Genomic DNA, 24,989 nt, shown 5'->3' with positions numbered 1-24,989 from the left:
CATAGTAAGTTAAGTAAAAATAATAACTGTTCTTTCCAGAAAAAAGAACAAAATTGGTATCTATAGCAATGCGAACGGATCAATATCCTTTCCACATATCCAACCACTACCTCACATGAGAAAATCGAGAAAAATTAGAAGTGTGGCTAAAATAACTATGCTCAATAGAGAGAGGTACTACATGAAAAACGAAATCGTGGCCGATCAGAGTAGGGCAAATTTTTGAAACTTTGCCCTGTCCAAAATATAGAAAGCTCACTCGAAAGAGAGTGCAAAGCAGCTTAAACTTGCTTCTTTTTCAGATGATCGATCTGATCGTATATATTTCGAATTAATTCTTCAAACTTATTGATCTCTGAGAGATAATTTTCATAAGTATGTAGTTTGATCTTTTGTTCTTGGGTAGTAGCATTGTCTCTGTATTCTTCGATAAGAGGATCTATTTTCGTTTTTGCAATTTCTAATTCAGTTTCGAAGCCATTCCTGATCTGGATAGCAAAAGCATCTAACAGATTTTTTTCCATATGCAGATATGTCTTGCGGGATCCGGGCTTATGCACCCTTTTTATACCCCAAAAATTCTCAATATTCTTGATCTTAAGGCTTATGGAAGCAAGGCTATAACCTGTCCTCTCTGCCAGTTCCTCCATACTTATTGCATCGGATTCAAAATTAAGTATCGATAGGATTTGTGCAGTGGAATTATCAACTCCATAGCCTTTAAAGATCTCATGACCAATATCAATTATCTCTTTTTCAATGTCATTCATTTTTCTCATCCACGAATCTGAATGTTTTCTATTAAAATATTGGTATAATGCATGATCAAGCTGATACCAATTTTAAACCACCAATTCCAACAGCAATTAATCCAATGAAAAATATCCTGGACAGATTCATTGATTCGTTGAAAAGGAGTACTCCCAATACTGTTGTCCCAATGATACCAATGCCTGTCCAGACTGCATAGGCCGTTCCAACAGGTAACGTTCTCAAAGCTCTTTCCAATAAATACATGCTTAAAATTAAAGTAATTATTGTAAAAACCGTTGGATAAAACTTGGTTAAACCATCACTATATTTCAATCCAACTGCCCATCCAGTTTCAAGTATTCCTGCAATTAATAAAAATATCCATTCCATGCGCATTACCTTTTAGTACTTTTAATAAGTATTAAAAGATAATTAGGCCAAAGTTTTATTTATAGTTTTTGGAAAAATACCACTGTTTATTATCATGCATGAACTATTCCCAGATTTGTGGCAGATCAATTTTAGAAATCGAGTTTCGCTCTTAAAACGAAAAGCCAATTTGATGAATTCAATAATAGTATCGGATATAAATATGTTTACTGGTATTGAAATTATCAGGAAATATCTGAAAGATATATTACGAATTTAAAGTCAAAAAATAGACCAAGATTCAATTAACAGGATTTGCCCATAAAGCCTCTTTGGCTACAAAATCGGATATCTGACCACAAAGTAATAGACTTTATGGGCTATCCCCTCTTCCACATAAACAAACATTTTCAATTTTTCATTTTACCAATGACTATTACAGAAATGCCAATAATACATCATCTTTAAGTATAATATTACCCAAATATAAGTTGTAGTAATCTAAATATTCAGTTCCTTGGGGTATGGGGAAGATGCGTGAAAAATTAGAAATAATAGTAGACATACTGAAAGTTTTAAAAGGATCAGAAGTAACGAAAACAGGCATAGTTTATAGTGCAAATTTAAATTTTAAAAGGGCAGATCATTACATAGATATGATGATGCGAATGGGATTAATAGAAAGATCATCCAACAAATACAATATTACAGAAGCTGGTAATGACTACCTAAAAATGCTGAATGAAATTAATTCGATCATTATCGATCAAAAACCTTGATCATAGTTAATATTGCTTGAAAACAATCATGATAGATCGAATTGCTCATACTACTTTTTGATTTCAATTTTTTATTATGCTCCCACTAACATACAGAACCTTCTACAATACCAAGCAAGTGTTACGCATAGGAGGAATCATTTATTCTAAATAGTTTCAACCCCCCAGAGCTTTGCCCTGATCAATAGGATAAATAGTATTTTATGTGAATACCTTTCATTTTTAATATGGGGGAATCGATGATGAAAATATACCATATTGTATTTTTGATGTTGGTAGTATTGATTGTTACTGCTTTTTCCGGGTGTACAGGATATGGCCCCGAATACGGGCCCGAAGAGATCGAATATTTCAGTAACGAGTATGAAGCAGATAATGATACTGTTTTGAAGGTTACCAATGTAAATGGTCATATCGAAATTAATAGCTGGGAAGGCGACACGGTCATATTGGACACTACAAAAAGGACCCGATATGGAAAAGACGAGCTTGATAAAGTTGATATCAACGTTATTGAAAGCGATAATGAGATAAAGATCGAAACAACATCTAACGCTTTTGAGAATGCCAGGGTTTCTGTTGATATGGATATAAAGGTTCCAAATAATGTTGCCGTTGATCTTGTAGAAACAACCAATGGAAATATACAAATTTTAGGCACAAAAGGGGATACTACAGCAATAGGTACCAATGGAGCTATAGTAATAAGGAATGCTGATGGATATGTAAAAGCGAATACCACCAACGGTGCAATAGACATCCGAGAAACAACAGGAATCGATGACTTGGAGACCACCAACGGAAAGATCGATGCGCAGATATTTGACTTTAAAGATGATGTAGATATAAAATGTACCAATGGGGGTATTACTCTTTCTATAAATCCGTCACTCAATGCTGATATAGAGGCGAAAACAACGAATGGTGATATTTCAGTTGATGATATAGCATTGGTTCTAACGGGAATAGAAAAAACTCACATGGAAGCGATATTAGGAAATGGTGGGAATAAGATATACATAACGACCACCAATGGAAATGTGAACCTTAACGAACTTGTCGTTTAATTAAGGTTCCTTCTTTTTCCATATTTGCCTTGACCGCTGGATCCAACTCTGAGAGTGAAAGTGGTAGAAAGTATGATGGAACATAAAAAAAGAAGAAAAGTTACTATTGAGAACTTCGATAAACCTATGGTTTCAAACGATCAATTATATGTGACCCATATGCAACCGCTTAAATTCCGAGTTTCTTCGAAATCCCCTATAGTCTATGAAACGATTTAGCTTTTTAGCAATGCAGATCCTTTGACCGTCTCTTCTATTGTCATTATAGGAGTGATCTTTGCAGTGTGATGAGTTAACATCGGCGGTTTTAAGAATTCCGAAATTGTCATCAAACTGTCTGATTCGAGGATGAAATAGAAAATATGCTCGTTAGGGCAAACATATGCTCCATTTATCTTTAAACCCAGATCTTCTGCTGAGCTTTTCATTTCCCCGGCCCATTGCTTCATTTCTGCTTTGTATTCTTCTCTTGCAAAACACTGTTCAGGTGTATGCTCAAGACTGATCATAAATAACATTCTTTATAACCCCCATAAATATTAAACTAGGTTAGTATTTAGTATCTTGGTCATGTATCTGTAAAAATATACTTCTGAATTTGGCTTTGCATAAGGACTATTTCTAATTTCCGTAAGAAAAAGAAAGACATTTATCTGCTGAAACAAACGAACGTTTTATATGAAATTCATTGCATTTGGTTCATATAGACCACAATTAGGATCATATTAATACATTATATTTTTAAAAAAATCGTTTTGGGAATATGAATGACAGTCGATGAAAATATAAAAAGGATCTTTGAGGAAATTGGAAGAACAAAACTTGTCTGCGTCACCAAGACCATCGACCCTGAGAGGATAAACGAATCCATCAAAGCCGGAGCCACCATCATAGGGGAGAATAGAGTTCAGGAATTCGAAGATAAATGTGAGGAGATCCTGCCCTGTGAAAGGCACCTTATAGGAAATCTACAGACAAACAAGGTTAAAAAAGCCGTTCAGCTCTTTGATGTGATCCAGTCAGTTGATTCCCTGAAATTGATACAGGATATTGATAGAAAAGCCGAAGCCATTGACAAGGTGCAGAAGGTCTTCCTTCAGGTCAACATAGGCAACGAGCCACAGAAATTCGGCTTTGGATCGGATGAGATCGCACAGGTGATAGCACAGATCCATTCCCTCAGGAATGTTCAAGTAAAAGGACTCATGTGCATACCTCCCTTTGTATCCCCTGAACAAACACGTTCATATTTCAAAAAGATGAAAGCACTTTTTGATGAGCTGAAGCAGGTAGATCAGGACAACATCGATATGCAGGAGCTATCAATGGGAATGTCCAATGATTACAGGGTTGCCATCGAGGAAGGAGCTACAATGGTTCGCGTTGGTTCTGCAATATTCGGGAATCGGAAGTAATGAATATACCATTAATTATTCAATTGTAGAATCGTAGCTTTCCCTGGCAGATGCAGAGTATTTGATGAAAAATTCATCGATACTCACGGCTTGCCGGTAAACTCCCGATATTTTCTCGCACTTTGTGATATTCCCTTATACTTTTTCTTCTCAATTCCTTTCAGGCCAATCTCAGCTTTCTCTGACTGGAAAGTAAGTTCAGCGGTCAATTTGTAGAAACTGTCAAGCCGCTCCTGAGGGATAAGCCCTTGATGCACAGCTCTTTGGACAGCGCAATGGGGTTCATCACGATGTGTGCAGTTCTTGAACCTGCACCCTTGGGCCAGATCAGTGATATCTGAGAATGTCCTGTCAATTCCGTCGGAACTGTCCCCCAGTTGGATCTCACGAATACCGGGGTTGTCAATGAAGATCCCGCCGTTTGGAAGAAGGAACAGCTGTCTTACTGTGGTAGTATGTTTGCCTTTGTCGTCATCTTCCCGAACACTTAGGGTCTTCTGTATGGTCTCTCCAAAAAAAGCGTTGATAAGTGTGGACTTGCCGACCCCGGATGAACCGATGAGCGCCACCGTTTCAGCAGGGTCTATATAAGGAACAAGTTTGTCCAGCCCGTCCTTTGAAAGAGCACTTATAGCAATGACAGGGACATCACCTGCAATATCCTGCGTTTCTCGTATCAGTTGTGCCGGATCATCAACAAGATCGATCTTATTAATAAGAATAACAGGGTTTGCACCGGATGAGTAAACGATAGTCAGATACCTTTCAAGTCTTCTCAAATTAAGGTCCTTTCCAACTGCTGTAACAATGAAAATAGTATCGATGTTTGCAGCTATCACCTGTTCTTCACTGCTATCCCCAGTAGAGCCTCTTGCAAGACAGGTCTTCCGGGGCAGGATATCCACTATAGTGTATGAGTTGATCTCAGCCTGGTACAGCAGAACAACAAAATCTCCGACAACCGGCTGCTTGCCAACCCTGCGCATAGCACCCGAGATCGCTGCCTGGACCATATCACCCGGAATGAGAATCTCGCAGACCGTCTTATGTTGAGCTGCAACCCTTCCAGCTATGTATGGGCCCTTGTAAGCAGAGAATGCCGCTTCAAGTCCATCATCCCACCCCGGGATAAGTTCAAGATTAGTTTCATCAGGGATTCCCAATTCCGATCCATCATCCATAAATAGTAATTCTTTTTTTTACAGGTATATGTCTTTTGGGTTGGCCCATCGTTCCTCAACATATAAATAATGTAAAAGATGAATGTTATTGGGGAGTTTTGATCATATTATCTACATAGACCATATCTTACAGATCCCCACAAACGAAAATAAATGGAGATGTAAGCCAATGCTATCGAAAATACCTATAGACATATCAAAGGTCAAACCTGAAGACATCAACAAAGAGATCCTTCGCGCAGCCATAATCGCTGAACTGGATGCGGTAAATCTTTATGAGCAGATGGCAGCGCTGACAGATAACAAAGAAGTGAAAGAAGTACTTCTGGACATCGCAAAGGAAGAGAAGACGCATGTCGGAGAGTTCCAGACACTCCTGTTAAGAGAAGATGAACAGCAGGTACAGGAAATGGAAAAAGGCAAGCTTGAAGTTGATGAGCTGACAAAATAAAGGGGGAAAAGCAAATGATGTCTGAAATGCCGATCATACCTGAAAATATTAGTAAGGAAGACCTCGACAAGGAACTTATCAGAATTGGCATGATAGCCGAGCTGGATGCTGTTAATTTCTATGAACAAATGGCCTCCCTTACAAAGGATGAATACCTAAAAAAAGTGCTTCTGGAAGTGGCCAGAGAGGAAATGGTACATATCGCCATGTTCGAAACAGTATTAATGGAAGTTGATGACGTGTATCTCAAAGTTCTCGCAGATTACTCACTCGCAAGGAATTAAGTTATCAGGAGATCTATTATGAAAGTTGTTGCATTTAATGGAAGTCCAAGAAAAGAAGGAAATACATCACTTTTACTCAAACATATCCTTACTGAACTTGAAGACGAAGGTATTGAAACCGAGATAATACAGATAGGTAACAATACATTGAGTGGATGTACCGCCTGTATGAAATGTTTTGAGAACAAAGATGAGCAATGCATCATAAAAAGTGATATTGTAAATGATTGCATCAAAAAAATGAAAGAGGCAGATGGCATAATCATTGCAAGCCCTACATATTTTGCAGACATTAATGCAGAAACGAAGGCCCTTATAGAGAGAGCAGGATTTGTGGCTAAAGCGAACGATGATCTCTTCAAACGCAAGGTAGGTGCTGCTGTTGTCGCTGCCAGACGGGGAGGTGCAATTCATGCCTTTGACTCGATCAATCATTTATTCACAATATCCCAGATGATAATTCCAGGTTCAAGCTACTGGAATATTGGACTCGGATTTTTACCCGTAGATGTTGAAGCCGATATGGAAGGGATACAGACCATGCAGACCCTCGGAAAGAATATGGCATGGCTTCTGAAAAAGCTGAACGACTAAGCTGAACAAGATCATTGCGGAGATATAATGATATTAAAATTCAAGAACAAAGAACCTTCGATATCAGAAACTTCATTTGTTGCAGGGTCCGCAGATATCATCGGTGATGTGAAAATTGGAGAAGACTCAAGTGTCTGGTTCAATGCGACCATCAGAGGAGACAAGGATGAGATCATTGTCGGTAAGAAAAGCAGCATTCAGGACAATTGTGTTATACACACCGACCCTCCCTTTAAAGTGAAGATCGGAGACAATGTCAGCATCGGTCATGGAGCCATTCTCCATGGTTGCACGATAGGTAACAATGTCTTAGTGGGAATGAACTCAACTGTGCTTGATGGTGCAGAGATCGGAGAGAACTGTATCATCGGTGCCAACGCCCTTGTCCCGCCTGGAAAGATAATCCCACCGAACAGTGTTGTCACCGGAGTTCCCGGAAAGATCAGAAGAGAAGCAAATGCTGAAGACATACAGATGATAGCTGAAAATGCAGCCGAGTATGTTAGACTGGCAAACGAATACAGAACAGCACTGATTGAATGAGTTCAGGCAGATGGTGTTAAAATGTCTGCTTTTCTTAAGGAAGGAAGAGCAGGCATGTATAGACTGGGTCTTTGATGAACTGGGTGTGCAACTAGAAGGAATTCCAGGAAACACTTGATTCTAAAGATACTTTTTTGATAATTGATGCCAGATGAAATTATTTTACCATTCGATTTCTCTTCTTGACAGCACTAGAAAACAAAAATGAATTAAAATGGAAATATCCAATATGTTCATTGTACATATTTTGAAGATGAACGTTAAGTTTATCTGCATTATGCATTATAATGCATAATATGGGACGGCCAAGAAAAAGAAGAATGGTTAATTTTGACCACGATGTAAGGCATTTCAAACCCTCGGGCGTTTGCCTGAAAGATCTGGAAGAGGTCAACATAACCATTGATGAACTGGAAACCCTCAGGCTGAGCACTCTTGAAAAAATGAAACAGGAAAATGCAGCTCAGACGATGCAAATACACCAGTCCACCTTTCAAAGGACGCTCCAAAGAACATTGCAGAAAATAGCAGATGCACTAGTAAATGGAAAATCAATACGAGTAGAAGGAGGAGATTATACAATGCCAGGAAAGGATGGAACAGGACCTATGAGTAAGGGACCGGTTGGAGGACAGGATCAAGGCAGGGGACAAAGGGGATTCCGCGGTGGAAAAGGAAGTGGGATTACCGGACCCGGAGGAGAATGCAAATGTCCAGACTGTGGTTATGAACAAACTCATCAGCCAGGAATACCCTGTGCTCAGGCAAACTGCCCGGAATGCGGGAAACCTATGATCAGAAAATGATCAAGAGGAAGATTTAACTGTAGCTTCCAAACAGAAAAGATCAGAATATACATCAGCAAATGTGATCAAAATGATATCAAGGATCATCTACGGACCAATCCTTTCAAGAAGACTTGGAAGGTCGCTTGGAATTGACATCATCAAAAAGAGTGACTTCAGGAAGAACTGTAATTTTGATTGTGTCTACTGCCAGCTTGGACATGTGGACTGGAAAATATCGACACCATCAGAAGTTACAGATCTTGTAACAACTGAAGAAGTGATCGATAGCCTAGTCAACTATCACAAGAAAGTGGATGATCTTGATTACATAACCTTTTCAGGCACATGTGAACCTACACTGAACCTGGAACTGGGTAACATGATCGAACAGATAAGGAAGATAAGCGATGTTCCCATTTGTGTAATTACAAATTCATCACTCGTGAACAGAGAGGACGTTAGAACTAACCTTTCAAAAGCCGATCTTGTAGTTGCTACATTGGTCTCTGGAAATGAAGAGACATTCCAGTCCATCAACAGACCTGCGGAAGGGATCGAACTTCAGGATATCATCAAAGGACTAAGAAAACTGCAGAAAATGGAAGGCTCAAGGGTTGCCATAGAGGTCATGCTACTTGACTCAAACAATGGATACCTTACAAATTCAAGCGATCAGGAGATTGAGAAACTGATCGAAGTGCTCAAGTTCATCGATCCGGATGAGATAGAGATACTGACCATAAGCCGACCACCTGCTGAAGATCTTATCAGCCCGGTAACTGAAACAAGGCTCAAAGAGATCGCGCAGAAGTTCGATGAGAAACTGGGAAGAGAAAGGATAAGGCTGGTGCTTAAAGGTCTGAAACGAAAAAGGTCGAAAATTGAACATGAGAACCTTCTGCACGAGGTATATGACCTCATACTTCGAAGACCCTGTACATTTGATCAGGTCGTTCGATCCCTGGATATTGATAGAGAAGAACTCTCCCCTATAATTGAAGGATTGGTCGAGGAGCACAAGATCATTGGCATAAGCTCAGAAAATGGAATGTACTACCGGGCAACATAAATAAAAAATAGTAAAATAGAAATGAATATTAAATCCCAAGCTGTTCTTTTTCAGAACCTCGTGTACAGTAGTATCCGTTCGTAAGACCCAGTTTTTCGGTCACAGGACAAACACCACAGATGAAATAAAACAGTATAAGAACCAAACAGAACAATAATTGTGTATTCATTGACCCATACAAAAGGTCTATTTTAAGATCGTAAACTTAAAATGAAACCAAGTGTAGGCACAATTTGTGAAGTAATAAATTTCACCAGGATCTTTATGTTAAAAGGCCACACAGGGGTGTGACGGTTCTGTTGGTATATTTGTTCCATTAATTCCAGTTTCTTTACCATTTTATCGACTTCCTGAGGTTCCAGCGCATCTGATCGATCTAGGATGTCATGATCCAGATGATGGATATAATGGCTAAGATGGTCCAACTGTCGCTTTACCCCTGCTCGCCAGGTCAGCATTATCTGATGCACGCTCCACAAAGGCAAAAAGAAACCTATAACTGCAAATGGCACAAGTATCAATAGCAGTTTAGAGAATATTGGTGCATAGGTCTTTGCTTGGTAGTAGTATTGATCATATAGATGATATGAATCAAGGATAGTCCCAAGGATGATCCAACCACCTAAGTATATTGCCGGTATTGTGACAATAAGTGCATTCCACAGGCAAACATTGCCCAATGGGGCAAGCCCTCCACATTTATCGGCATGTCCTAACTGAGGCTCTAAACAGAACTTAGTTCCTAGCTGCCAGATATTTATAGACACAATGACCATCCTCCAGGCCATAAGTCCGATGATCATAGCTATAAATAACTCCAGAATTAACTGCCCGATATGTATATCCCGTATGATCCACCAAGTAAATACAAGAAGGCTGAAAAACAGCCCCGTTACCCATTGACCGGGATGATTCATTGATCTTTCAAGATCATTAATATACTTTACATATTTATTTTCTAGTTGGCTGGAGATTGGTGAATCGTTTGTAACATTGATGCCTTCTCCGGTCATGTTCGCATCAACAAAGAACATCGTAGGCTTTTCAACGATGATATTTCGGGACCATAGAGCACATAATGCCTCACGGATTCGATCCATGAGTACATTCAAGGCAAAAAGGCTCAGAGCTGCAGCCACCATCCCCGTCGTCCACATTACCACCCCAACTGGGATATCTGTAAATCCATAGGTTTGTAGATTGACCACTACAATAACTAAAATGAACCAAGGCATTAAAAATAGAAACCTGCGTAGAATTCGGTTTTCGACCCCTTGAAAAGTCTCTAATGCACGAGTCACACCATCAGACATTTTTGGAGCGCCTTTTGCCTGGTTCTTTTTTTTTGGATTCCCTGACAGCATTTGCATCAACCCCCTATAAGTTTATTGTCTGTGAGATGTAAATAATATTCCCGATCTAATGCGATGCTAAAGACATCAGGAGTTTACACTTTATCCATAAATAAAAGTGAAAGAAGTATTTGATTTGGATCTTTCGATCACTGATAGTCAAGATCACTTCCAAGATATAATAAATATTTTTATGAAATACTCAATCAAATTCCTTTAGATCGACCTTACCATCAACTATTTCCATGTACCAGAATTTCTTTTCATCACCAAAACCCCAGCTACCTGTGTTTGCAACTTTTTTGTCTTTATTTATGTATGGATAGTGGGTATGACCATAGACCAAGAAATGTTCAGGTCGTATATCCAGCAGAAAATGTTTTGTATCTGCTTCTGCAAGTTCTTCAATTGGTTCAACAATATTATGTTTATGACTGTTTCTGATCCTTGTCTCAGGCGGTTCCATCATTGATTTAAGTGCTGCATAAGGATTCTCCGGGATTCTTTTTAGTGTATCCCATAGTGATTTATTTGATTGATGAAGTTTCCACAAAGCTTCAGCTGCATTACCAGTGTCATCACCTGCAAGGCACATGTGTTCGCTGAAGGTTTCGTAGGTTTTCATTGATTTGTAGTATGGGTTACACAATACTTCTAACTGATAACCATGCATAAAATAAAATTCTTGAGATCCACTTTTAATTATGGTTGATTTTTTGACTTCAAAAGGAAAATTCTTCCCAAAAAGTTCACTAAGACGTAGTAAATAATAGTCATGATTCCCAACTACATAATGGACTTTGGTTTCACTTGCCAGATCATTTAATAGTGTAAGTGATCTGGAACATTCAATAACTGCCTTTGTGAAATCACGCCTCCAGATATCAATGATATCTCCAAGAAGAACAAAATGGTCTATCTTTCCAAAATCTAATCTTTTTAGAAAATCAATGAACTTTTCCTCATTAGCTTCATTCATACCAAGATGCACATCAGATACAACAACAATTGACATCATACTACCCCCCTTATAAGATAATATTGGCGATTAATGCCACTCCCATATAAAGAGGAGATAACAACATATTTAAATTTATTTAATGAGAAATAAGTAATAAAAATGAGTTGGGGTTGAAGAAAAATGGAAAGCAAGGTCCAGCCAGAAATTGATAGGAATGTACATAAATTTGTTCATCATAAAAAAGACATGAGAAAGTTTCCCTTACCTAACAGAAAGGACAAAACCCTCCAGAAAAATGGAGATTGCGGATCATTCTGGGAAGACAGGAAAGACCGCCGACATTGCGGTATCGACCTATATGCACCTGAAGGTGACCCAGTTATTGCCATTGAGAACGGGGAAGTCACCGACGTTGGGACCATGACATCGCCTGAAATGATCCCTTACTGGAATAAGACATATTATATTATTATCAGGAACCATTCAGGACCTTTCTGCAAATACGGTGAGCTTGGTTCCTCAAATGTAAAAGTCGGAGATACTGTTGAAGCCGGTCAATTGATAGGTCATGTCAGGACTGTGCTTAACAGCAAGAAGATAGACAAAAATTCTCCTGAATACATCCAAAAACTAAAAAAGAAGAATCCCAGCATGCTCCACTTTGAGATGTGGGAAGAGGATCCTGTTGTTGAAGATAACAATTATCTTGGTGGCAACTGGTTTGGATACAAAGGGCCTCGGAAGCTCCTTGACCCCACTGAATACCTTAGCTCCATTGAAGGTTAACTCAAAGGATCAAAGGACCCTGACCGTAAGGTCAAAGGTCTGTTCATATCCTGTAAGGTTCCCCTCCAGCTGCATGTTTATGGCAGAGATGTTCTGTTCTCCGGCTGCAACTGCCTCGATCTCCCACTCATGCATTCCATAAAGGGACCCCTCTGATTGCGGGATGAACTTATCCGTTTTAACCTGTAGCCCATCCGTTAACGTCATGTTCCAGGCATATGTATCAGCTGTGGATTCGTGCAGTCTGATAAGCATCCACTCGCCTTGTGCAAGTTCGATGGCATCACCATAATAGTAGCCATCCACTATAAATGACGGATACAGTTCCTTATCCCCTTCCACTACCAGGGTCATCTCGAAGTCGCTTGGAACAGATTCCTGATCGATCCAGGAATTGTATTCCACCATAATGGACTTCTCGCCAATGGACGGAGTTTCAAAGGTCCATCCATAGACTGAATCATCAGCCACAGGACTGTAAGATGATGAATATCCATAGCCTTCTTCTTTAATTGACAGGTCATCTTTTCCTAAAAGATGCCAGTAGCCTTCCGAAGGTGCATCAAGGTCGATGCGCACAATACTTCCGGCTTGAACAGATACTGCACTGCCATTATCCTCTTCTGTGAACACATGGTCAGCTGGCATCTTCTCGATCTCCGGGAAAATGAATTGGCCATCTTCTGCCGGAGCCATCCCCACAGAAAGTGCAGCTATCACCACACCAATAAGCATCAACGGTAGTAGGTAGCGTTTTACAGACCTCTTTGTGGAACTGCTGGCATTGTCATAATAGCGTCCTTTTAACATCATCAACATGACTGCAAAAAGACATCCCAGGAAGAACCAGAGACCTATGTTATCCGAAAGGTTCGAAAAGAACGTACGTATACTGTCCATAATCTGAGGAGCAGCTGCTTCAGGAACTGCCTTTGCAACTTCTCCCACTGCCTCATCAGCAGCAATTGAAGGAGCCATATCCATGGGTGCATCGCGGAGAACTTCAGACTCCATGGCAACATCCATCATTACAGGTTCGAAGGCACCTCTATTCTCTATTGAAACCGGTCTTGACAGGTACTGAAGGCCTGCAGCACCAAGGAATGCAGCACCTATAACTCCGATATACTGTTGCAGCATACTGATTATGGAAGCCCTGCTGACATTCATGTTCCCCGGAGCCACAATGATCAATTTCTGTACAGGCTCATAGAGCTTGACCTCACGGCCCTTGGCACTCCATTTGATCCTGTGTACCTTAATAAGATCGGCTTCAAGCAAACTGTCGATGTTGTACTTGATAGTGGTAATGGAAAGACCGAGCTTTTTCGAGATATCCGTTGCAGACATAGGCTCTTCGGATAGAAGGTCCAGTATCTTCAGGGACTTCTCATTGGAGAGCGTCTGGGTGATCTTCTTTGAATCTTCGTTGAGCGGAAGTACAACTACATTCTCTGAACTATCCTGATCTGTATCTTCAGTTTCATTCTTGTTCTTATTTTCAACGTCTTTAGTGACCATATTTGCACCAGGGGCTGATCTCATACAACATTAGTATTGTCTTCAGAAGAGAATACAACGAACCTATTGGCAGGCCCGTAGATATCTTCGTCCCCATTTAGACCAGAGGATCGGCTCTTTCTCTCCACAAGATCGGACTCTACCAGGGCCATGATCTTATCTTCAACATCCACAGACGGAAGACCGGTCTTTCGGGATATTTCCCTTACAGAAAGTGGATCTTCCGAAAGCACTTCCAGTATCTTGAAAGAACCCTCTTTTGAAAGTACTTCAGTTACAGTCCTTGAGCCTTCAGCAATTGGAAGGATCAGGAATTTATCAATGTTCACGGGATTTGCTGCACATTCCATAAATATAGTCCCCTTTTTTCTTTAGACGCAATAATCAGATCATTTCCACATGAACATCAAGGTCGTGAATACCTGGTTCTGTAGGTACAGGATTGTGCCAGGTACTGTAATAATCACCCTTTGAGAGTCTTCCATCACCATCTACATCCACATGAACTGAAAGGGAATACGTCATTCTTTCCTCTAGTTCAGGATGGTTTATCTGATATGGCACTGGCTGAATATCACCTGCATCCATGGATACACCAGTAATGGAATCCTCGGACATGGTAACAGAAGCTACGTCCTGGAGGCTTACATCCTCTACTTTCAGATAGATGGTTGCATTAGAGAAGGACTCCACAGGTTCGTCAAAGATGATATTTCCCTGAACACCATCCTCTGCTAATACTGATTCACCAGCACCCACTCCATCATCCACCTCAGCGTCAATGCCGGATTCAGAAGTATTGTCCGTGCAACCCATTGCAAAAGCGGATGTAATGAGGATCAATAATGTCAATCCTAATGTAAGATATTTGTTTTTCATTATTATCAGTTCCTTAAAGTGTCGATTTTACGAATGTATAATATAACAAATAGCTCGTGGATATAAAGTCTTTATTTAAGCTACAAAATAATTCGTAGTCTTGGAAACAAGAAATTCAACAAAAAAAGAAAATGCAAATAATAGTATGTCAATCATTTGTTGACTTGAAAATATCCTCTTTAAGGATGCCGTAATCGTCAAAGCTTGAACGAGTCGTCATAAATATACCGATGGTGACCGTCATCACCGTGGAAACATATATCACGACCATTATGGCCATCTGGTATTTTATAGCAAGGATCGGGCTGGAACCTGCAATGATCTGACCTGTCATCATTCCCGGCAATGAGACTATGCCTATGGTGGACATGCTTGCGATCGAAGGTTTCAGTGCAAGATTGAGACTTTTTCTGGCATAGGGAAGAATAGCCTCATACTTCTTCGCACCCAGTGACAAACTGTATAGATAACGATTCTCATTCCTCCTGATAGTATCATAAAAGTTGCTGATACTTACAATATTGCCACGAAGAGAATTTCCAAGGAACATTCCGAATATGGGTATCAAATATCGAGCATCGAAAAGGTTCTCAAGGTTCACCACGAATCTATTGAAGTAGAGAAGTAACAGGAAATTCCCTACTATAAATGAAGCCATTGTCGGCAATAGCAACTTCTTCATATCAAGTCCGATATCGTTTATCGTAGCATGTGTCGCCATGAGGATCATTATCAGTATCCACAAAAGGTTCACAATGGAATTGTTCAGATCAAATAGCACTGTCAGGAAAAATCCCACGAAAACAAGCTGCAGTATCATCCTTGAAGCCGAAACAACAGTTTCGCGTATGATCCCAAGTTTAAGGTAGTGACTCACAAAAAGCGGAATTGCAAGCAAAAGAAAACATGCTACAATAGACAGATAGCTAATATCATAGGCTTCCATTCAAACACCCACAGGTACGACCCTGACATTTTCCTTTTCCCACACATCATCATGGGAAATTATCACCAGGGTCCAATCCTTGCGTTCCAGGAAATAATTGGCGACCTTTTCCTTCAGTGCAGCATCAAGGGATGAAGTGATCTCGTCGAGCAAATAGATGTCCTTTCCTATGAGCACTGACATGATTATCCCTATCCTCTGCTTCTCGCCACCGGACAGGTCTTCGAAATCCATATCAAGGACGTCTTTCTCAAAACCCAGATATACAAGAAGCCTTCTAAGCTTGATCAGGTCCAGTTTTCCTTCATTGGATGAATAGGAAAATACCTCCTCGATGAATTCGTTCACTGATCCTTCATAGATATCAAGGTCCTGAGCTACATAAGCGATCCTTTTCCTGGCATCCCATACAGTATTGCCATCAAGCAATCTGTTGTTAAAATATAGGTTTCCACTTGTTTGGTGGGCAAAACCCATTGGCATCTTCAAGAGTGTGGATTTGCCTGAGCCTGACCTGCCTTTCAGCAGGATACGATCTCCTTTCTTAACGTCAAGGTTGAAGTGAGACAATACTTGCTTCTCGCCATAACTGATGGAGATATCCTTATACTTCAAAAGTTCCGAATTCATGAGCTATTGACTTCCTTCCGAGGGGGAATAGGTTTATGAGAATATATTTATAGGAAAAACATTATTATCCCGAAGGATAATATGAAACTCCCTTTTAGTAAAGGATTTTGAATACTATTCCACACAAATATTATATGAAAGTATTTATTTAAAAATTATATTTTTTACATATTAATTAATACATATTTCTTATTTTGTGTTATTTAAGATAAGTCAAAATAACACGAATTGTTCCAAATTACACAACATATATCCGACAGAAATGAAAGATAATAAGATAAAATTCAAATCATTCCTGACGTTATCTATATATCACATCTTCCAGATAGTTTTTAGTATGACAAAATGGAAAAAAGCTTCTGAAGAACTTGGGGAACTGGTCGGAGAATATGTGGCCGAATACGATGCTGAGTTCAGGAAAATGTTCGGCAGCCCAGTTCATTTTGTGAAGGGGAACATGTTCGTAGGTGTTCATGGCGATGGCATAATGCTACGCCTTAAAGAAGAGGACCAGCAGAAATTGTATGCTGAACACGATGAAGCAGCACCTTTTACACCAAATGGCAGGCGAATGAGAGAATATGCGATCCTTCCGCCATCTGTTTACGATGATGAGATGGAGCTCAGGAAATGGTTGGATATATCCTATGCTTATGTGAGCTCTCTTCCAAAGAAGGAGAAAAAGGAAAAAGATTCAAAGAAAACAAAAAAGACAGAAGATTGATGCGATTTGCATCATCCCCATTCTTTTTTATTCATCGATTCTTACTTTACTTACATATCTTCCTTGATATACTAATTTCTGAAGCAGGGTTGAAAAAGTAAGAAGTGTAGCTTGAGTAGCACTCCAACATTGTAGGAATAAGTGAAAGGGAGGCGAATAATTTAAGCAACCCCTTTCATCCTCTTATGTAAACTTGTGAGGAATTCAACATAATAAGGATATTCCAATCTAAGTTCTTTTGTTGTCTTGTTTTGAATATCATCCAAAACTTTATGAGTAATTAATCTTTTTAGCTCTTCGAGTTTTCCATCGTCATGGACATTATTCTCTTTTTTTGTTGACTTAATGACATCTAAAATAGGTCTACCATCAGATGGGGCAAAGTTAATTCCATGTAACTTATTTGCACATGAAAGAGCTATTTGTTCCGGGAGCAGGTCTTCTAAGGTAACAATTTTTAGTGGGATATCTACAAGTTGTTTTAATTCAAAGATATTATTTTCAAATTCTTCATCTTGTTTTAATATCTCTTTAAGAGCAGCCTTTCCATCTTGGTCTGAGTCTACTACTACAAACCCTTTCACAAACGAACTGTGGAAAAATTTTACATATTTGGGAATTTGTTTTGTTCCTGTAGCAGATATTGTCTGGATATCAATTGGTTCAAGTTCCTGTCCATATTTTTTGGTAAAATTATCAAATATATCTTTGTCTGTCCTACCCTCAAAAATAAGCATATTTGGCCTTATAATTTCATAAATTGAAGTTCCAAGAGCATTGTAAATTACCTCATCTTGAATAGGATTATTAGGATTTACTTGCTCAACAAGAGTCTGAGAGTCTTCTTTCGTAACAGTGTAGTGCCTGTTCAAGTTTTGCTTATCTACCATAAAAATAGAATGAGATGAAGCTAACACAATATTGTTCTTTGAAATTCTTAGGAGTTCATCTCGTAAACATCTTATGCTACCAGGATGCAAACTGGCTTCAGGTTCGTCGAGTAGAATTATTTTATTCTTTAATTGATTAGTATCGTTTTTGACAGATAATGACAGAAGTATAGATATAAATTGTTTAAATCCGTCACTTCTTTGTTTCATGTTAAATCTCTGATCTGTGTTACCTTTATCTTCAACATAAATTTCACATAAGTTGTTGTTTTCTAATCTCACACCAATATTAATTTCATGTTCCGACCAAATTCGATTTATGTGATTTGTTATTGTTCTAGACAATTTTTGTTCAAACTTCATTCTAACATTCGATTTTTGTTGTATCCGTTCCACATTTATAGTAATTTGATTATCATCGTAGCCACATAACTCAAAAATATGTTTTAGTGGAATTGAGATATTATGATTTTGTTTGAAATTTTCTAAATTAATAGGCTTTGTAATTAAATATTCCTCAGAAGCTTTCCAAAATATTACCTCTGGAATTAAGCCATCAAAAAGAGGTTTTGCTTCAGAATTGATACTTTTTCCAATATTAGTCTTAGCTAATAGCTCACCCGTAGCAACTGCTACCTTACCTATTATCACTAATGGCCCATCGTCACTGGTTCCTAAAAATGCAGGTGAAACTTCTGTATCTAGAATTTTATAGAATTCTTCTCTTTGTGATTTATCATTAATTTGTATGGTTTTTTCAACATGTAGTGGACCATATGCTGACATCGCTTCAATTGGCAAAACAAATGGCACATTGAGCTTTTTTAGTTTAGCAGTAAGATTATCTTCTTTTGTTACTTCAAAAATATATCGCAAAATAATTGAATGTCCATAATCTTGTGCATTAAGATTACAGTCTTCGTCATATTGGACTGTATTATTTTCTGATAACAAAGATATTGCTTTAAGTATGCTGCTTTTTCCAGCTTCGTTAATCCCAAAAAAAGTATGTAGTTTACATCCAGAAATTTCATTGATATCAAGTTCAAGATGCTCAATACTCTTATAGTTTTGAATGATAATCTTTTTTAATAACACGCAAATACTCCCATATTGATTTACCCTATAATTAACATATAATAACAAAATTACACTTTGAATTCGGTGTATTCATCCAAGGATCCATATTTGTAATTATATCTTCAAACTATACTGGTACGTAATTTTTCAAGTTGGCTACATTATGTGAGGTTGGTTCAGAAACCAACAAATAAAACATTTGACATAATTTCAATTGAATATTTAAAGTAATACAATGTTATTTAAAATGCTTTATCTTACTATGAAATAATTATAGTATATTCAAGTCTACATCAATCTCACAAAATGTAATGGTATGGTACTAATATGGGTGACACTCGAATTTTCAAAATGGATGGAGAACAGGCTCAGGAATTAAAAGGTTCATCAGTAGCACTAGAGAAATCTCTGCAAGCCTATATGGAAAGAAATCTTGAACCATTGCTGAGTATCAAATTCCTGGAAAGTGAATATTCTACTGGTAAAACTCACAGAGGTCGTATTGATACACTTGGAATTGATGAAAATGGTTGCCCTGTTATCATCGAATATAAGAGAACCTTGAATGAGAATGTAATCAATCAAGGGTTGTTCTATCTGGATTGGTTACTTGACCATAAAGCGGAGTTTGAGCTAAATGTGATGAAGAGACTGGGGTCGGAAGTTGCTGAAAATATTGAATGGAGCAGCCCACGTTTACTTTGTATAGCAGGAGATTTCACAAAGTATGATGTCCATGCAGTTCAGCAGATAAACCGAAATATCGAACTCATTCGCTATCAGAAATATGAAGACAGCCTTCTTCTTTTGGAACTTGTGAATGCAACCGAAGCCCAATACGTCGAAACGGTAAGAACAACTAATGGCACAAGTACATCAAAGGTAAAATCCACATCCAAATCATTTACTGAATACTTAAATCAATGTGATGCAGATATGAAAAATCTGTATGACAATTTGAAGGTGTTCATTGAATCTCTGGGTGACGATGTACAAATTAAAATTCTCAAACATTATATCGCTTTCAAAAGACTGAAAAACTTCGCATGTGTGGAAGTGCATCCACAAACAAAAAGTATCCTTGCATATGTAAAATTTAATCCTGATGACATTACCATTGAATCAGAATTTACAAGAGATGTAAGGAATATAGGACATTATGGAACTGGGGATTTGGAGATACGGATTAAATCTGATGAAGATTTGAAAAAAGCGGAAGGTTTGATACGCCAGAGTTATGAGGATAATTAACATCTGAAGAAAACACTAAATTTCGTAGGTGTAGTGTATGATTCCATATGAAGATATTTTCTGTAAAATTGAAGAAAATAATCTGCTTTCCATCAATTCCTATTAACTATATTACTATATAGGCAAAATCATGAGTGAAAAAAGAAAAAGAGATGAGATGATATGCCAATCATCTCAAAAAATAAGTAAATTAGTAAAAATACTCAGTATTCCTCTTTAATATACTTGATCATCTTCGGGGTCAACAGTGGAACGATCTGTGGAAGCATGTTCGGCATAAGGTTCCCCATAGCCTCTGGCATGAGATCAGGCATCTGTTCTCTCAGATCATCGGACATCTGAACACGCCTTCCCACAGCTTCGAGCATCTCCGGCATGACCTTTGGCATTATGCCTGGCAGAAGCATTGGCATCATGATAGGCATCATTGGCTTCATCATGAGGTCCATGCCTGGTACATACTTTACCATCTTCATCATACCACGCAGCGGAGCAGGCATTGCAGCCATCATCTCTGGAAGCAGCTCCACCATGAGATCGGTCATGTTCTCAGGCTTTAGCAGATGGATCATCTGGTCGAAAGTTACCCAGGCTGTGAGTGCAGCGTTCGTGGTGTCAGGTATATCATACCCAAGACTACGGGCAACCGTTGCCGAAAGGTCCTGAACGTTCACAGGACTGCCACTGTTCTCGGCAGCTATCCTCAGCTGTACCTGACAGCATGGACAGGCTGCGACCATGATCTCGGCACCGATGTCCTCGGCTTCCTTCAGTCGCATGTTACCAATAACATTCGCAACTTCCGGATCAGCGACCAGTGTGAGTACTGAGCCACAGCAATGACCGTTCTCCCTGTTATGTTCCATTTCACGGAAATCAACGCCGGGCACTGACTTGATAAGGTTCCTTGGAGGCTCGTATATGCCGCCTGCACGACCCATGTGACAGGCATCGTGTATGGTTACGACCTTGTCGAGAGGTTTGACGAACTTCTCAGAAAGCACATCGAGCTTGTCCTCCAACACCTGTGAATAGTGTTTGGCCTCGAAGTCGTATTCGATACCGAGCTTCTCCGCCCACTGGCGATAGAAAGTATCCCATACCAACCAGCATGCAGGACATGAAGTGATAACGGTCTTAACACCCTTCTTCTTCATGTTCTCGATGTTCATCCTCATGATCTTCTCGAAAACATCCCACTTACCGGCTGCAAGCATCGGGATACCACAACAGGACTCTTCCTTGCCGAGATATGTTATCTCCAGACCTGCATCTGTAAGCAGACGGACCGAAGCCTCTGCAATGTCCTTCTCCACAAAGGATGCAGTACATCCTGCGAAGTAAGCGTATTCTGCCTTGTCCTTGATCTTTGGTTTAAGGTCCTCAGGGATCCATTCTTCCCTGTTCTTGAGATATTCTCCCCAGATGTTACGCTCTTTGAGCAGGCTGGAAGCCATTATCTCGAACGGTGGGATGGTCATCATGCCACGGTTCACCACCAGTTCATTCCTCAATGTCATCCAGGAATCATTTATTGGAAGATCGAGCTGGCACCTGTGGTCACAAAGCTCACAGGTGGTACAGGCAAGGAACGTGTCCACCTGTTCCTGTGTCATCTTATCCCTGCCGGCAAGATATTCCTTTATGAAGAACCACTTGCCTCTGGGGGACTGGGATTCCCAGCCACGACCGTAGTACTGGTCACATTCCTCGACACAGTAACCACATTGAGCACAGGTATATGCATGAGAAACAACGTCTGCCTCGATATCCTTCTGTTTAGTGAACTTCTCTACCCCTATGCCGCTACGATTACCCACGAACCTCATCATCGGCTCGAATGCTTTTGAGAGGGAAATTCCGGTCTTGAGAATGCCTTTACCTGAAATTGTCTCAGGGTTCATTATGTCTTCAGGATCGACCTGTTGTTTAAGGTCAAGCATCTTCTTAAGACGATCACCATAGACCTTCTCTGCCTCTTTTGCAAAGTAAAGCCCTGAAGCATATATCCTTCCGCCGTTCTCTTCAGCGATCTTGACGATGCTTATACCCAAGGTGAAGGCGAGGTTGAACTTGAACGACCTTTCAGAATGAGGTATGAAACAAAGCAGTATGACATTGCCGTCCTTTGCCACCATTCCTTCCATGAGCACAGGCAGATCGATCTTCTGCTTGATCTCGCTGACAACTTTGCCTACCTTGTCCAGAGGCACGATTATCTCTGCAGGAATGAAGGAAGGACCGAGCCTCTTTACCTTCATGGAACGGAACCACTCGCCAGCCTCGTGTTTGGCGATGGCATCAGAGAGGATATTTCCGCCACTGCTGGTGATTATATTTTCAAGGGCACTTACATCCCTTGACTGCGGATAAATGAAGTTACAAATATATGACTTGGGCAATTCCGGCCTGTCCTCGACAACCGGTTCCCCATGATGGGTAGAAAAAGGCATTTCATTCTTCATGCCTGCCCAATCGGGATTTATAAATGAGATAGACCACAGTGGCACTTTTGCTTCTTTTACCGCCTGGAGAGCTTTCTGCATGGAAGCCGGGTCAGCAAATTCCGCAGAGATTATAGCAGTGTCTTCTTTATTTCTTATATTAAGGGTGATCTGTGTGATGATGCCAATAGTACCCATACTTCCGATGAGGGCATCCATTTCATCGCCTGAGAAATCCCTTATCTCGCCGTTTGGCAACACTGCCCTTGCAGAGACCATTGTGTCCTGGGACCAGCCATATTCATAGCTGCCATAACCGATACCATTCTGTGCGAGCCAGCCACCGACCGTTGCTGCCGGAGCACTTGAAGGCATGGCACATACGGAGAGATCCTCTTTGTTGAGCTTTCTTTCAAGACGTTCCCAAACGATACCTGCTCCAACGGTCACCGTCATTTTATCAGTATCGATGGATATAATATCGTTCAGCAGATTGACGTCTGCAACGATACCGCCTTTTGTAGGAATGACACCACCATAACCGGATGATGCTCCTGCACGGGGGACAATGGGAATAGAATATTTTCGTGCGAATTCCATCAGTTTGACAATATCATCCTCGGTACGCAATTTTACAATCGCTGCAGGGTCGGTATTGCCTAACATCATCTTTGCCATTGACGGCAATGCACCGACATCGTGACAATAGAAGTGTCTTTCTCTTTTGCTTAAGTTCACACGGTCGCCAAATATGGCGGCAATTTCTTCCTGCAGAGAGGAATTCAGATCTGATGTGTTTCTTGCCATACGTTCTCCCCCTTATAGGTTGGGTAGTCATTCAATATAAAGTTTTTAAACATGATATGGAGATCTGGTCCAATTTTAAAAAAAGAAATTGGAAACCGATCATCTCCAATTAAAATGTCAGTGAATCCTTGGGACAAATGTCAACACACCGTCCACATTTGATGCAATCCGGATTGTTTCCGATATCACGGACCTTAAGTTCCATCGGGCAGACCTTTTCACATTTCTTGCAGTCAACACATGACCCATGGTCCATCTTAAGCTGGTATTTCTTACCGCCGATAAACCTCTGCATCGTTCCCATTGGACAGAAGTTACACCAGGACCTTGTGTTGAAGTAGCCCCCAAGCATTGTACCAATGATGGTCGTCACAAGACATATTGACACAAAGATCATACCAATAAGTTCAACGGTATTCTGTGCTGCAATCGTTACTGAGATACGGTACAACATGAAAGCCATCATGAGAGTGAATACCGGGATCCTGATCCACATACTTGACAGGACCTTGGGGATCTTCCTTTTCTTTGAGATCTTGATTATCCCGTAATCGAAGTAACTTCCACGTGGACAGAGATTCCCACAGAACCAGCGCCCTCTAAAGACACTGCTTATGAACAATGTGCCCATGACAAGGAGCATGAAGTAACCAAGCATCGGATACCAGAGACCGGCAATGGAAACGATCACTACCAATGGACCAAGATATGGGGTTATCTTAAGCATTTACCAATCCTCCAGTTCCTGTTCCACTTTTGCTGCCCATTTGCTGACAATTCCCATTATCAGTTCTTTGATCTCCTTTTTGTTGTTTATTTTGTAGATGAATGAATAACCGCCTCCGTCGAGATTGTTCTGTGATCGTGTGAGTATTCCTTTTTCATGCAACTTCTTGACAGACCTCTGTACCGTTGAAAGGTCGAGTTCCACAAGAGTTGCAATATGTTCCGTTTTGCTCCAATTATCGGGTTCTTCAAAGAAGTACTCCAATACTTTCATGTCAGCCCGTGTAAGGTTCAGAGCACATTTTATCACATCTTTTATCTTGAATTCTTTACATGCGAAGTCTATCATTGAATCACCGCCAATAATTGTCAGTACTGCTACATTCTCACAGCCGTATATAAACGTGGTTAAGTACTGAGAAAAGAAGGATGGTTTTGGCAGTACCGTGGATAACTGTGATGTTTTGGCAGTTTTTCAGATCATGGAATTGTGAAACGAGAAGGTTAATGTTAAGACTTGAATGGATCTGTGGGTTCAAATCGCATCTCTTGAATAGCAAGTAAGAGATATAGGTAAGTCGAAAAATACTACGGTGTGGTGTGAAATTTGTGCACAAACGAATCTTATAATAGTTGATTCAAAAAAACTTCCCCATGCTATAATATGATATATTTGCACATGCATATATATTGCTACAG

General features: G+C 39.8%; 27 protein-coding genes. 12 read left to right on the top strand and 15 right to left on the bottom strand.

The genetic code is table 11. The annotated features are described in order from the left end of the window. Window positions 1-281: 281 nt before the first annotated feature. Both AC20MK_RS03490 and AC20MK_RS03485 read right to left on the bottom strand, forming a co-directional pair. Window positions 282-770, bottom strand: a complete 489-nt coding sequence (locus tag AC20MK_RS03490) for a GbsR/MarR family transcriptional regulator (protein ID WP_487356609.1) — start codon at window positions 768-770, stop codon at window positions 282-284. Window positions 771-825: 55 nt separating this feature from the next. Beyond that, entirely contained in the window at window positions 826-1,143 is a 318-nt protein-coding gene (locus tag AC20MK_RS03485; RefSeq protein ID WP_487356608.1) for a DMT family transporter, read from the bottom strand. A 512-nt stretch (window positions 1,144-1,655) separates the two neighbouring features. Here AC20MK_RS03485 and sso10a point away from each other — a divergent pair. Both sso10a and AC20MK_RS03475 read left to right on the top strand, forming a co-directional pair. Continuing rightward, on the top strand, window positions 1,656-1,901 hold the full coding sequence (gene sso10a / locus AC20MK_RS03480; RefSeq protein WP_487356607.1) for an Sso10a family chromatin protein: 246 nt from the start codon (window positions 1,656-1,658) through the stop codon (window positions 1,899-1,901). A gap of 239 nt (window positions 1,902-2,140) precedes the next feature. After that, the gene (locus tag AC20MK_RS03475; protein ID WP_487356606.1) at window positions 2,141-2,968 is read left to right on the top strand and encodes a DUF4097 family beta strand repeat-containing protein; all 828 of its coding nucleotides are present in this window, start codon (window positions 2,141-2,143) and stop codon (window positions 2,966-2,968) included. Between the two features lie 215 nt (window positions 2,969-3,183). Here AC20MK_RS03475 and AC20MK_RS03470 read toward each other — a convergent pair whose 3' ends face one another. After that, a complete protein-coding gene (locus AC20MK_RS03470; RefSeq protein WP_487356605.1) occupies window positions 3,184-3,486 on the bottom strand; it encodes a DUF3303 domain-containing protein in 303 nt (100 codons plus the stop codon). Between the two features lie 249 nt (window positions 3,487-3,735). On the opposite strand from AC20MK_RS03470, the gene AC20MK_RS03465 reads away from it, so the two are divergent. Further along, entirely contained in the window at window positions 3,736-4,383 is a 648-nt protein-coding gene (locus AC20MK_RS03465; RefSeq protein ID WP_487356604.1) for a YggS family pyridoxal phosphate-dependent enzyme, read from the top strand. Between the two features lie 83 nt (window positions 4,384-4,466). Here AC20MK_RS03465 and rsgA read toward each other — a convergent pair whose 3' ends face one another. Continuing rightward, the gene (rsgA, locus tag AC20MK_RS03460) at window positions 4,467-5,564 is read right to left on the bottom strand and encodes a ribosome small subunit-dependent GTPase A (protein ID WP_487356603.1); all 1,098 of its coding nucleotides are present in this window, start codon (window positions 5,562-5,564) and stop codon (window positions 4,467-4,469) included. Between the two features lie 169 nt (window positions 5,565-5,733). On the opposite strand from rsgA, the gene AC20MK_RS03455 reads away from it, so the two are divergent. The 6 genes from AC20MK_RS03455 (at window position 5,734) to AC20MK_RS03430 (ending at window position 9,293) form a co-directional block, all read left to right on the top strand. Then, window positions 5,734-6,015, top strand: coding sequence for a ferritin family protein (locus AC20MK_RS03455; RefSeq protein ID WP_487356602.1), 282 nt, complete (start codon window positions 5,734-5,736; stop codon window positions 6,013-6,015). A gap of 14 nt (window positions 6,016-6,029) precedes the next feature. Further along, complete coding sequence (locus AC20MK_RS03450) at window positions 6,030-6,299, top strand: ferritin family protein (RefSeq protein WP_487356601.1); 270 nt, start codon at window positions 6,030-6,032, stop codon at window positions 6,297-6,299. 18 nt (window positions 6,300-6,317) lie between these two features. Beyond that, the gene (locus tag AC20MK_RS03445) at window positions 6,318-6,893 is read left to right on the top strand and encodes a flavodoxin family protein (protein ID WP_487356600.1); all 576 of its coding nucleotides are present in this window, start codon (window positions 6,318-6,320) and stop codon (window positions 6,891-6,893) included. Window positions 6,894-6,920: 27 nt separating this feature from the next. Further along, the gene (locus AC20MK_RS03440; protein ID WP_487356599.1) at window positions 6,921-7,436 is read left to right on the top strand and encodes a gamma carbonic anhydrase family protein; all 516 of its coding nucleotides are present in this window, start codon (window positions 6,921-6,923) and stop codon (window positions 7,434-7,436) included. Between the two features lie 287 nt (window positions 7,437-7,723). Beyond that, window positions 7,724-8,242 carry a DUF134 domain-containing protein gene (locus AC20MK_RS03435; protein WP_487356598.1) on the top strand — a complete coding sequence of 173 codons (519 nt, stop codon included), beginning with the start codon at window positions 7,724-7,726 and terminating at the stop codon, window positions 8,240-8,242. A 70-nt stretch (window positions 8,243-8,312) separates the two neighbouring features. Continuing rightward, entirely contained in the window at window positions 8,313-9,293 is a 981-nt protein-coding gene (locus AC20MK_RS03430) for a radical SAM protein (RefSeq protein ID WP_487356597.1), read from the top strand. Between the two features lie 191 nt (window positions 9,294-9,484). Here AC20MK_RS03430 and AC20MK_RS03425 read toward each other — a convergent pair whose 3' ends face one another. Both AC20MK_RS03425 and AC20MK_RS03420 read right to left on the bottom strand, forming a co-directional pair. Next, entirely contained in the window at window positions 9,485-10,657 is a 1,173-nt protein-coding gene (locus AC20MK_RS03425; protein ID WP_487356596.1) for a hypothetical protein, read from the bottom strand. A 190-nt stretch (window positions 10,658-10,847) separates the two neighbouring features. Beyond that, a complete protein-coding gene (locus AC20MK_RS03420; protein ID WP_487356595.1) occupies window positions 10,848-11,663 on the bottom strand; it encodes a UDP-2,3-diacylglucosamine diphosphatase in 816 nt (271 codons plus the stop codon). Between the two features lie 189 nt (window positions 11,664-11,852). Between AC20MK_RS03420 and AC20MK_RS03415 the strand changes: the two genes are divergently transcribed. Beyond that, window positions 11,853-12,392 (top strand): M23 family metallopeptidase, encoded by a 540-nt coding sequence (locus tag AC20MK_RS03415; RefSeq protein ID WP_487356594.1) that lies wholly within the window; start codon window positions 11,853-11,855, stop codon window positions 12,390-12,392. Window positions 12,393-12,401: 9 nt separating this feature from the next. On the opposite strand, the gene AC20MK_RS03410 is transcribed toward AC20MK_RS03415, so the two are convergent. The 5 genes from AC20MK_RS03410 to AC20MK_RS03390 all read right to left on the bottom strand — a co-directional run bounded on the left by AC20MK_RS03410 (window position 12,402) and on the right by AC20MK_RS03390 (window position 16,368). Next, complete coding sequence (locus AC20MK_RS03410; RefSeq protein ID WP_487356593.1) at window positions 12,402-13,913, bottom strand: protease inhibitor I42 family protein; 1,512 nt, start codon at window positions 13,911-13,913, stop codon at window positions 12,402-12,404. A gap of 20 nt (window positions 13,914-13,933) precedes the next feature. After that, complete coding sequence (locus tag AC20MK_RS03405) at window positions 13,934-14,263, bottom strand: hypothetical protein (RefSeq protein ID WP_487356592.1); 330 nt, start codon at window positions 14,261-14,263, stop codon at window positions 13,934-13,936. Window positions 14,264-14,297: 34 nt separating this feature from the next. After that, window positions 14,298-14,792: a YbaY family lipoprotein gene (locus AC20MK_RS03400; RefSeq protein ID WP_487356591.1), complete on the bottom strand. Its 495-nt coding sequence runs from the start codon at window positions 14,790-14,792 to the stop codon at window positions 14,298-14,300. Window positions 14,793-14,940: 148 nt separating this feature from the next. Then, the gene (locus tag AC20MK_RS03395; protein WP_487356590.1) at window positions 14,941-15,738 is read right to left on the bottom strand and encodes an ABC transporter permease; all 798 of its coding nucleotides are present in this window, start codon (window positions 15,736-15,738) and stop codon (window positions 14,941-14,943) included. Further along, the gene (locus AC20MK_RS03390) at window positions 15,739-16,368 is read right to left on the bottom strand and encodes an ABC transporter ATP-binding protein (RefSeq protein WP_487356589.1); all 630 of its coding nucleotides are present in this window, start codon (window positions 16,366-16,368) and stop codon (window positions 15,739-15,741) included. It lies immediately after the preceding gene. 337 nt (window positions 16,369-16,705) lie between these two features. Between AC20MK_RS03390 and AC20MK_RS03385 the strand changes: the two genes are divergently transcribed. After that, window positions 16,706-17,092: a TfoX/Sxy family protein gene (locus tag AC20MK_RS03385; RefSeq protein WP_487356588.1), complete on the top strand. Its 387-nt coding sequence runs from the start codon at window positions 16,706-16,708 to the stop codon at window positions 17,090-17,092. Between the two features lie 161 nt (window positions 17,093-17,253). Here AC20MK_RS03385 and AC20MK_RS03380 read toward each other — a convergent pair whose 3' ends face one another. Continuing rightward, window positions 17,254-19,080, bottom strand: a complete 1,827-nt coding sequence (locus AC20MK_RS03380) for an ATP-dependent nuclease (RefSeq protein ID WP_487356587.1) — start codon at window positions 19,078-19,080, stop codon at window positions 17,254-17,256. Window positions 19,081-19,413: 333 nt separating this feature from the next. On the opposite strand from AC20MK_RS03380, the gene AC20MK_RS03375 reads away from it, so the two are divergent. Next, on the top strand, window positions 19,414-20,313 hold the full coding sequence (locus AC20MK_RS03375) for a DUF5655 domain-containing protein (RefSeq protein ID WP_487356586.1): 900 nt from the start codon (window positions 19,414-19,416) through the stop codon (window positions 20,311-20,313). Window positions 20,314-20,516: 203 nt separating this feature from the next. Here AC20MK_RS03375 and AC20MK_RS03370 read toward each other — a convergent pair whose 3' ends face one another. From AC20MK_RS03370 to AC20MK_RS03360, 3 genes are all read right to left on the bottom strand, one after another. Further along, window positions 20,517-23,564: an FAD-binding and (Fe-S)-binding domain-containing protein gene (locus AC20MK_RS03370; protein WP_487356585.1), complete on the bottom strand. Its 3,048-nt coding sequence runs from the start codon at window positions 23,562-23,564 to the stop codon at window positions 20,517-20,519. Between the two features lie 109 nt (window positions 23,565-23,673). Next, on the bottom strand, window positions 23,674-24,291 hold the full coding sequence (locus tag AC20MK_RS03365) for a 4Fe-4S binding protein (protein WP_487356584.1): 618 nt from the start codon (window positions 24,289-24,291) through the stop codon (window positions 23,674-23,676). Further along, window positions 24,292-24,639, bottom strand: coding sequence for a MarR family transcriptional regulator (locus AC20MK_RS03360; RefSeq protein ID WP_487356583.1), 348 nt, complete (start codon window positions 24,637-24,639; stop codon window positions 24,292-24,294). Window positions 24,640-24,989: the final 350 nt, after the last annotated feature.

Source organism: Methanococcoides sp. DA23 (assembly GCF_057593895.1).
This window is presented reverse-complemented; position numbering and strand designations above follow the sequence as displayed.

Bases quoted from the DNA above. Each gene is read 5' to 3' on its own strand.
- AC20MK_RS03490 (WP_487356609.1), bottom strand. From the start codon at position 770: ATGAATGACATTGAAAAAGAGATAATTGATATTGGTCATGAGATCTTT.
- AC20MK_RS03485 (WP_487356608.1), bottom strand. From the start codon at position 1,143: ATGGAATGGATATTTTTATTAATTGCAGGAATACTTGAAACTGGATGG.
- sso10a (WP_487356607.1), top strand. From the start codon at position 1,656: ATGCGTGAAAAATTAGAAATAATAGTAGACATACTGAAAGTTTTAAAA.
- AC20MK_RS03475 (WP_487356606.1), top strand. From the start codon at position 2,141: ATGATGAAAATATACCATATTGTATTTTTGATGTTGGTAGTATTGATT.
- AC20MK_RS03470 (WP_487356605.1), bottom strand. From the start codon at position 3,486: ATGTTATTTATGATCAGTCTTGAGCATACACCTGAACAGTGTTTTGCA.
- AC20MK_RS03465 (WP_487356604.1), top strand. From the start codon at position 3,736: ATGACAGTCGATGAAAATATAAAAAGGATCTTTGAGGAAATTGGAAGA.
- rsgA (WP_487356603.1), bottom strand. From the start codon at position 5,564: ATGGATGATGGATCGGAATTGGGAATCCCTGATGAAACTAATCTTGAA.
- AC20MK_RS03455 (WP_487356602.1), top strand. From the start codon at position 5,734: ATGCTATCGAAAATACCTATAGACATATCAAAGGTCAAACCTGAAGAC.
- AC20MK_RS03450 (WP_487356601.1), top strand. From the start codon at position 6,030: ATGATGTCTGAAATGCCGATCATACCTGAAAATATTAGTAAGGAAGAC.
- AC20MK_RS03445 (WP_487356600.1), top strand. From the start codon at position 6,318: ATGAAAGTTGTTGCATTTAATGGAAGTCCAAGAAAAGAAGGAAATACA.
- AC20MK_RS03440 (WP_487356599.1), top strand. From the start codon at position 6,921: ATGATATTAAAATTCAAGAACAAAGAACCTTCGATATCAGAAACTTCA.
- AC20MK_RS03435 (WP_487356598.1), top strand. From the start codon at position 7,724: ATGCATAATATGGGACGGCCAAGAAAAAGAAGAATGGTTAATTTTGAC.
- AC20MK_RS03430 (WP_487356597.1), top strand. From the start codon at position 8,313: ATGATATCAAGGATCATCTACGGACCAATCCTTTCAAGAAGACTTGGA.
- AC20MK_RS03425 (WP_487356596.1), bottom strand. From the start codon at position 10,657: ATGCTGTCAGGGAATCCAAAAAAAAAGAACCAGGCAAAAGGCGCTCCA.
- AC20MK_RS03420 (WP_487356595.1), bottom strand. From the start codon at position 11,663: ATGATGTCAATTGTTGTTGTATCTGATGTGCATCTTGGTATGAATGAA.
- AC20MK_RS03415 (WP_487356594.1), top strand. From the start codon at position 11,853: ATGAGAAAGTTTCCCTTACCTAACAGAAAGGACAAAACCCTCCAGAAA.
- AC20MK_RS03410 (WP_487356593.1), bottom strand. From the start codon at position 13,913: ATGGTCACTAAAGACGTTGAAAATAAGAACAAGAATGAAACTGAAGAT.
- AC20MK_RS03405 (WP_487356592.1), bottom strand. From the start codon at position 14,263: ATGGAATGTGCAGCAAATCCCGTGAACATTGATAAATTCCTGATCCTT.
- AC20MK_RS03400 (WP_487356591.1), bottom strand. From the start codon at position 14,792: ATGAAAAACAAATATCTTACATTAGGATTGACATTATTGATCCTCATT.
- AC20MK_RS03395 (WP_487356590.1), bottom strand. From the start codon at position 15,738: ATGGAAGCCTATGATATTAGCTATCTGTCTATTGTAGCATGTTTTCTT.
- AC20MK_RS03390 (WP_487356589.1), bottom strand. From the start codon at position 16,368: ATGAATTCGGAACTTTTGAAGTATAAGGATATCTCCATCAGTTATGGC.
- AC20MK_RS03385 (WP_487356588.1), top strand. From the start codon at position 16,706: ATGACAAAATGGAAAAAAGCTTCTGAAGAACTTGGGGAACTGGTCGGA.
- AC20MK_RS03375 (WP_487356586.1), top strand. From the start codon at position 19,414: ATGGATGGAGAACAGGCTCAGGAATTAAAAGGTTCATCAGTAGCACTA.
- AC20MK_RS03370 (WP_487356585.1), bottom strand. From the start codon at position 23,564: ATGGCAAGAAACACATCAGATCTGAATTCCTCTCTGCAGGAAGAAATT.
- AC20MK_RS03365 (WP_487356584.1), bottom strand. From the start codon at position 24,291: ATGCTTAAGATAACCCCATATCTTGGTCCATTGGTAGTGATCGTTTCC.
- AC20MK_RS03360 (WP_487356583.1), bottom strand. From the start codon at position 24,639: ATGATAGACTTCGCATGTAAAGAATTCAAGATAAAAGATGTGATAAAA.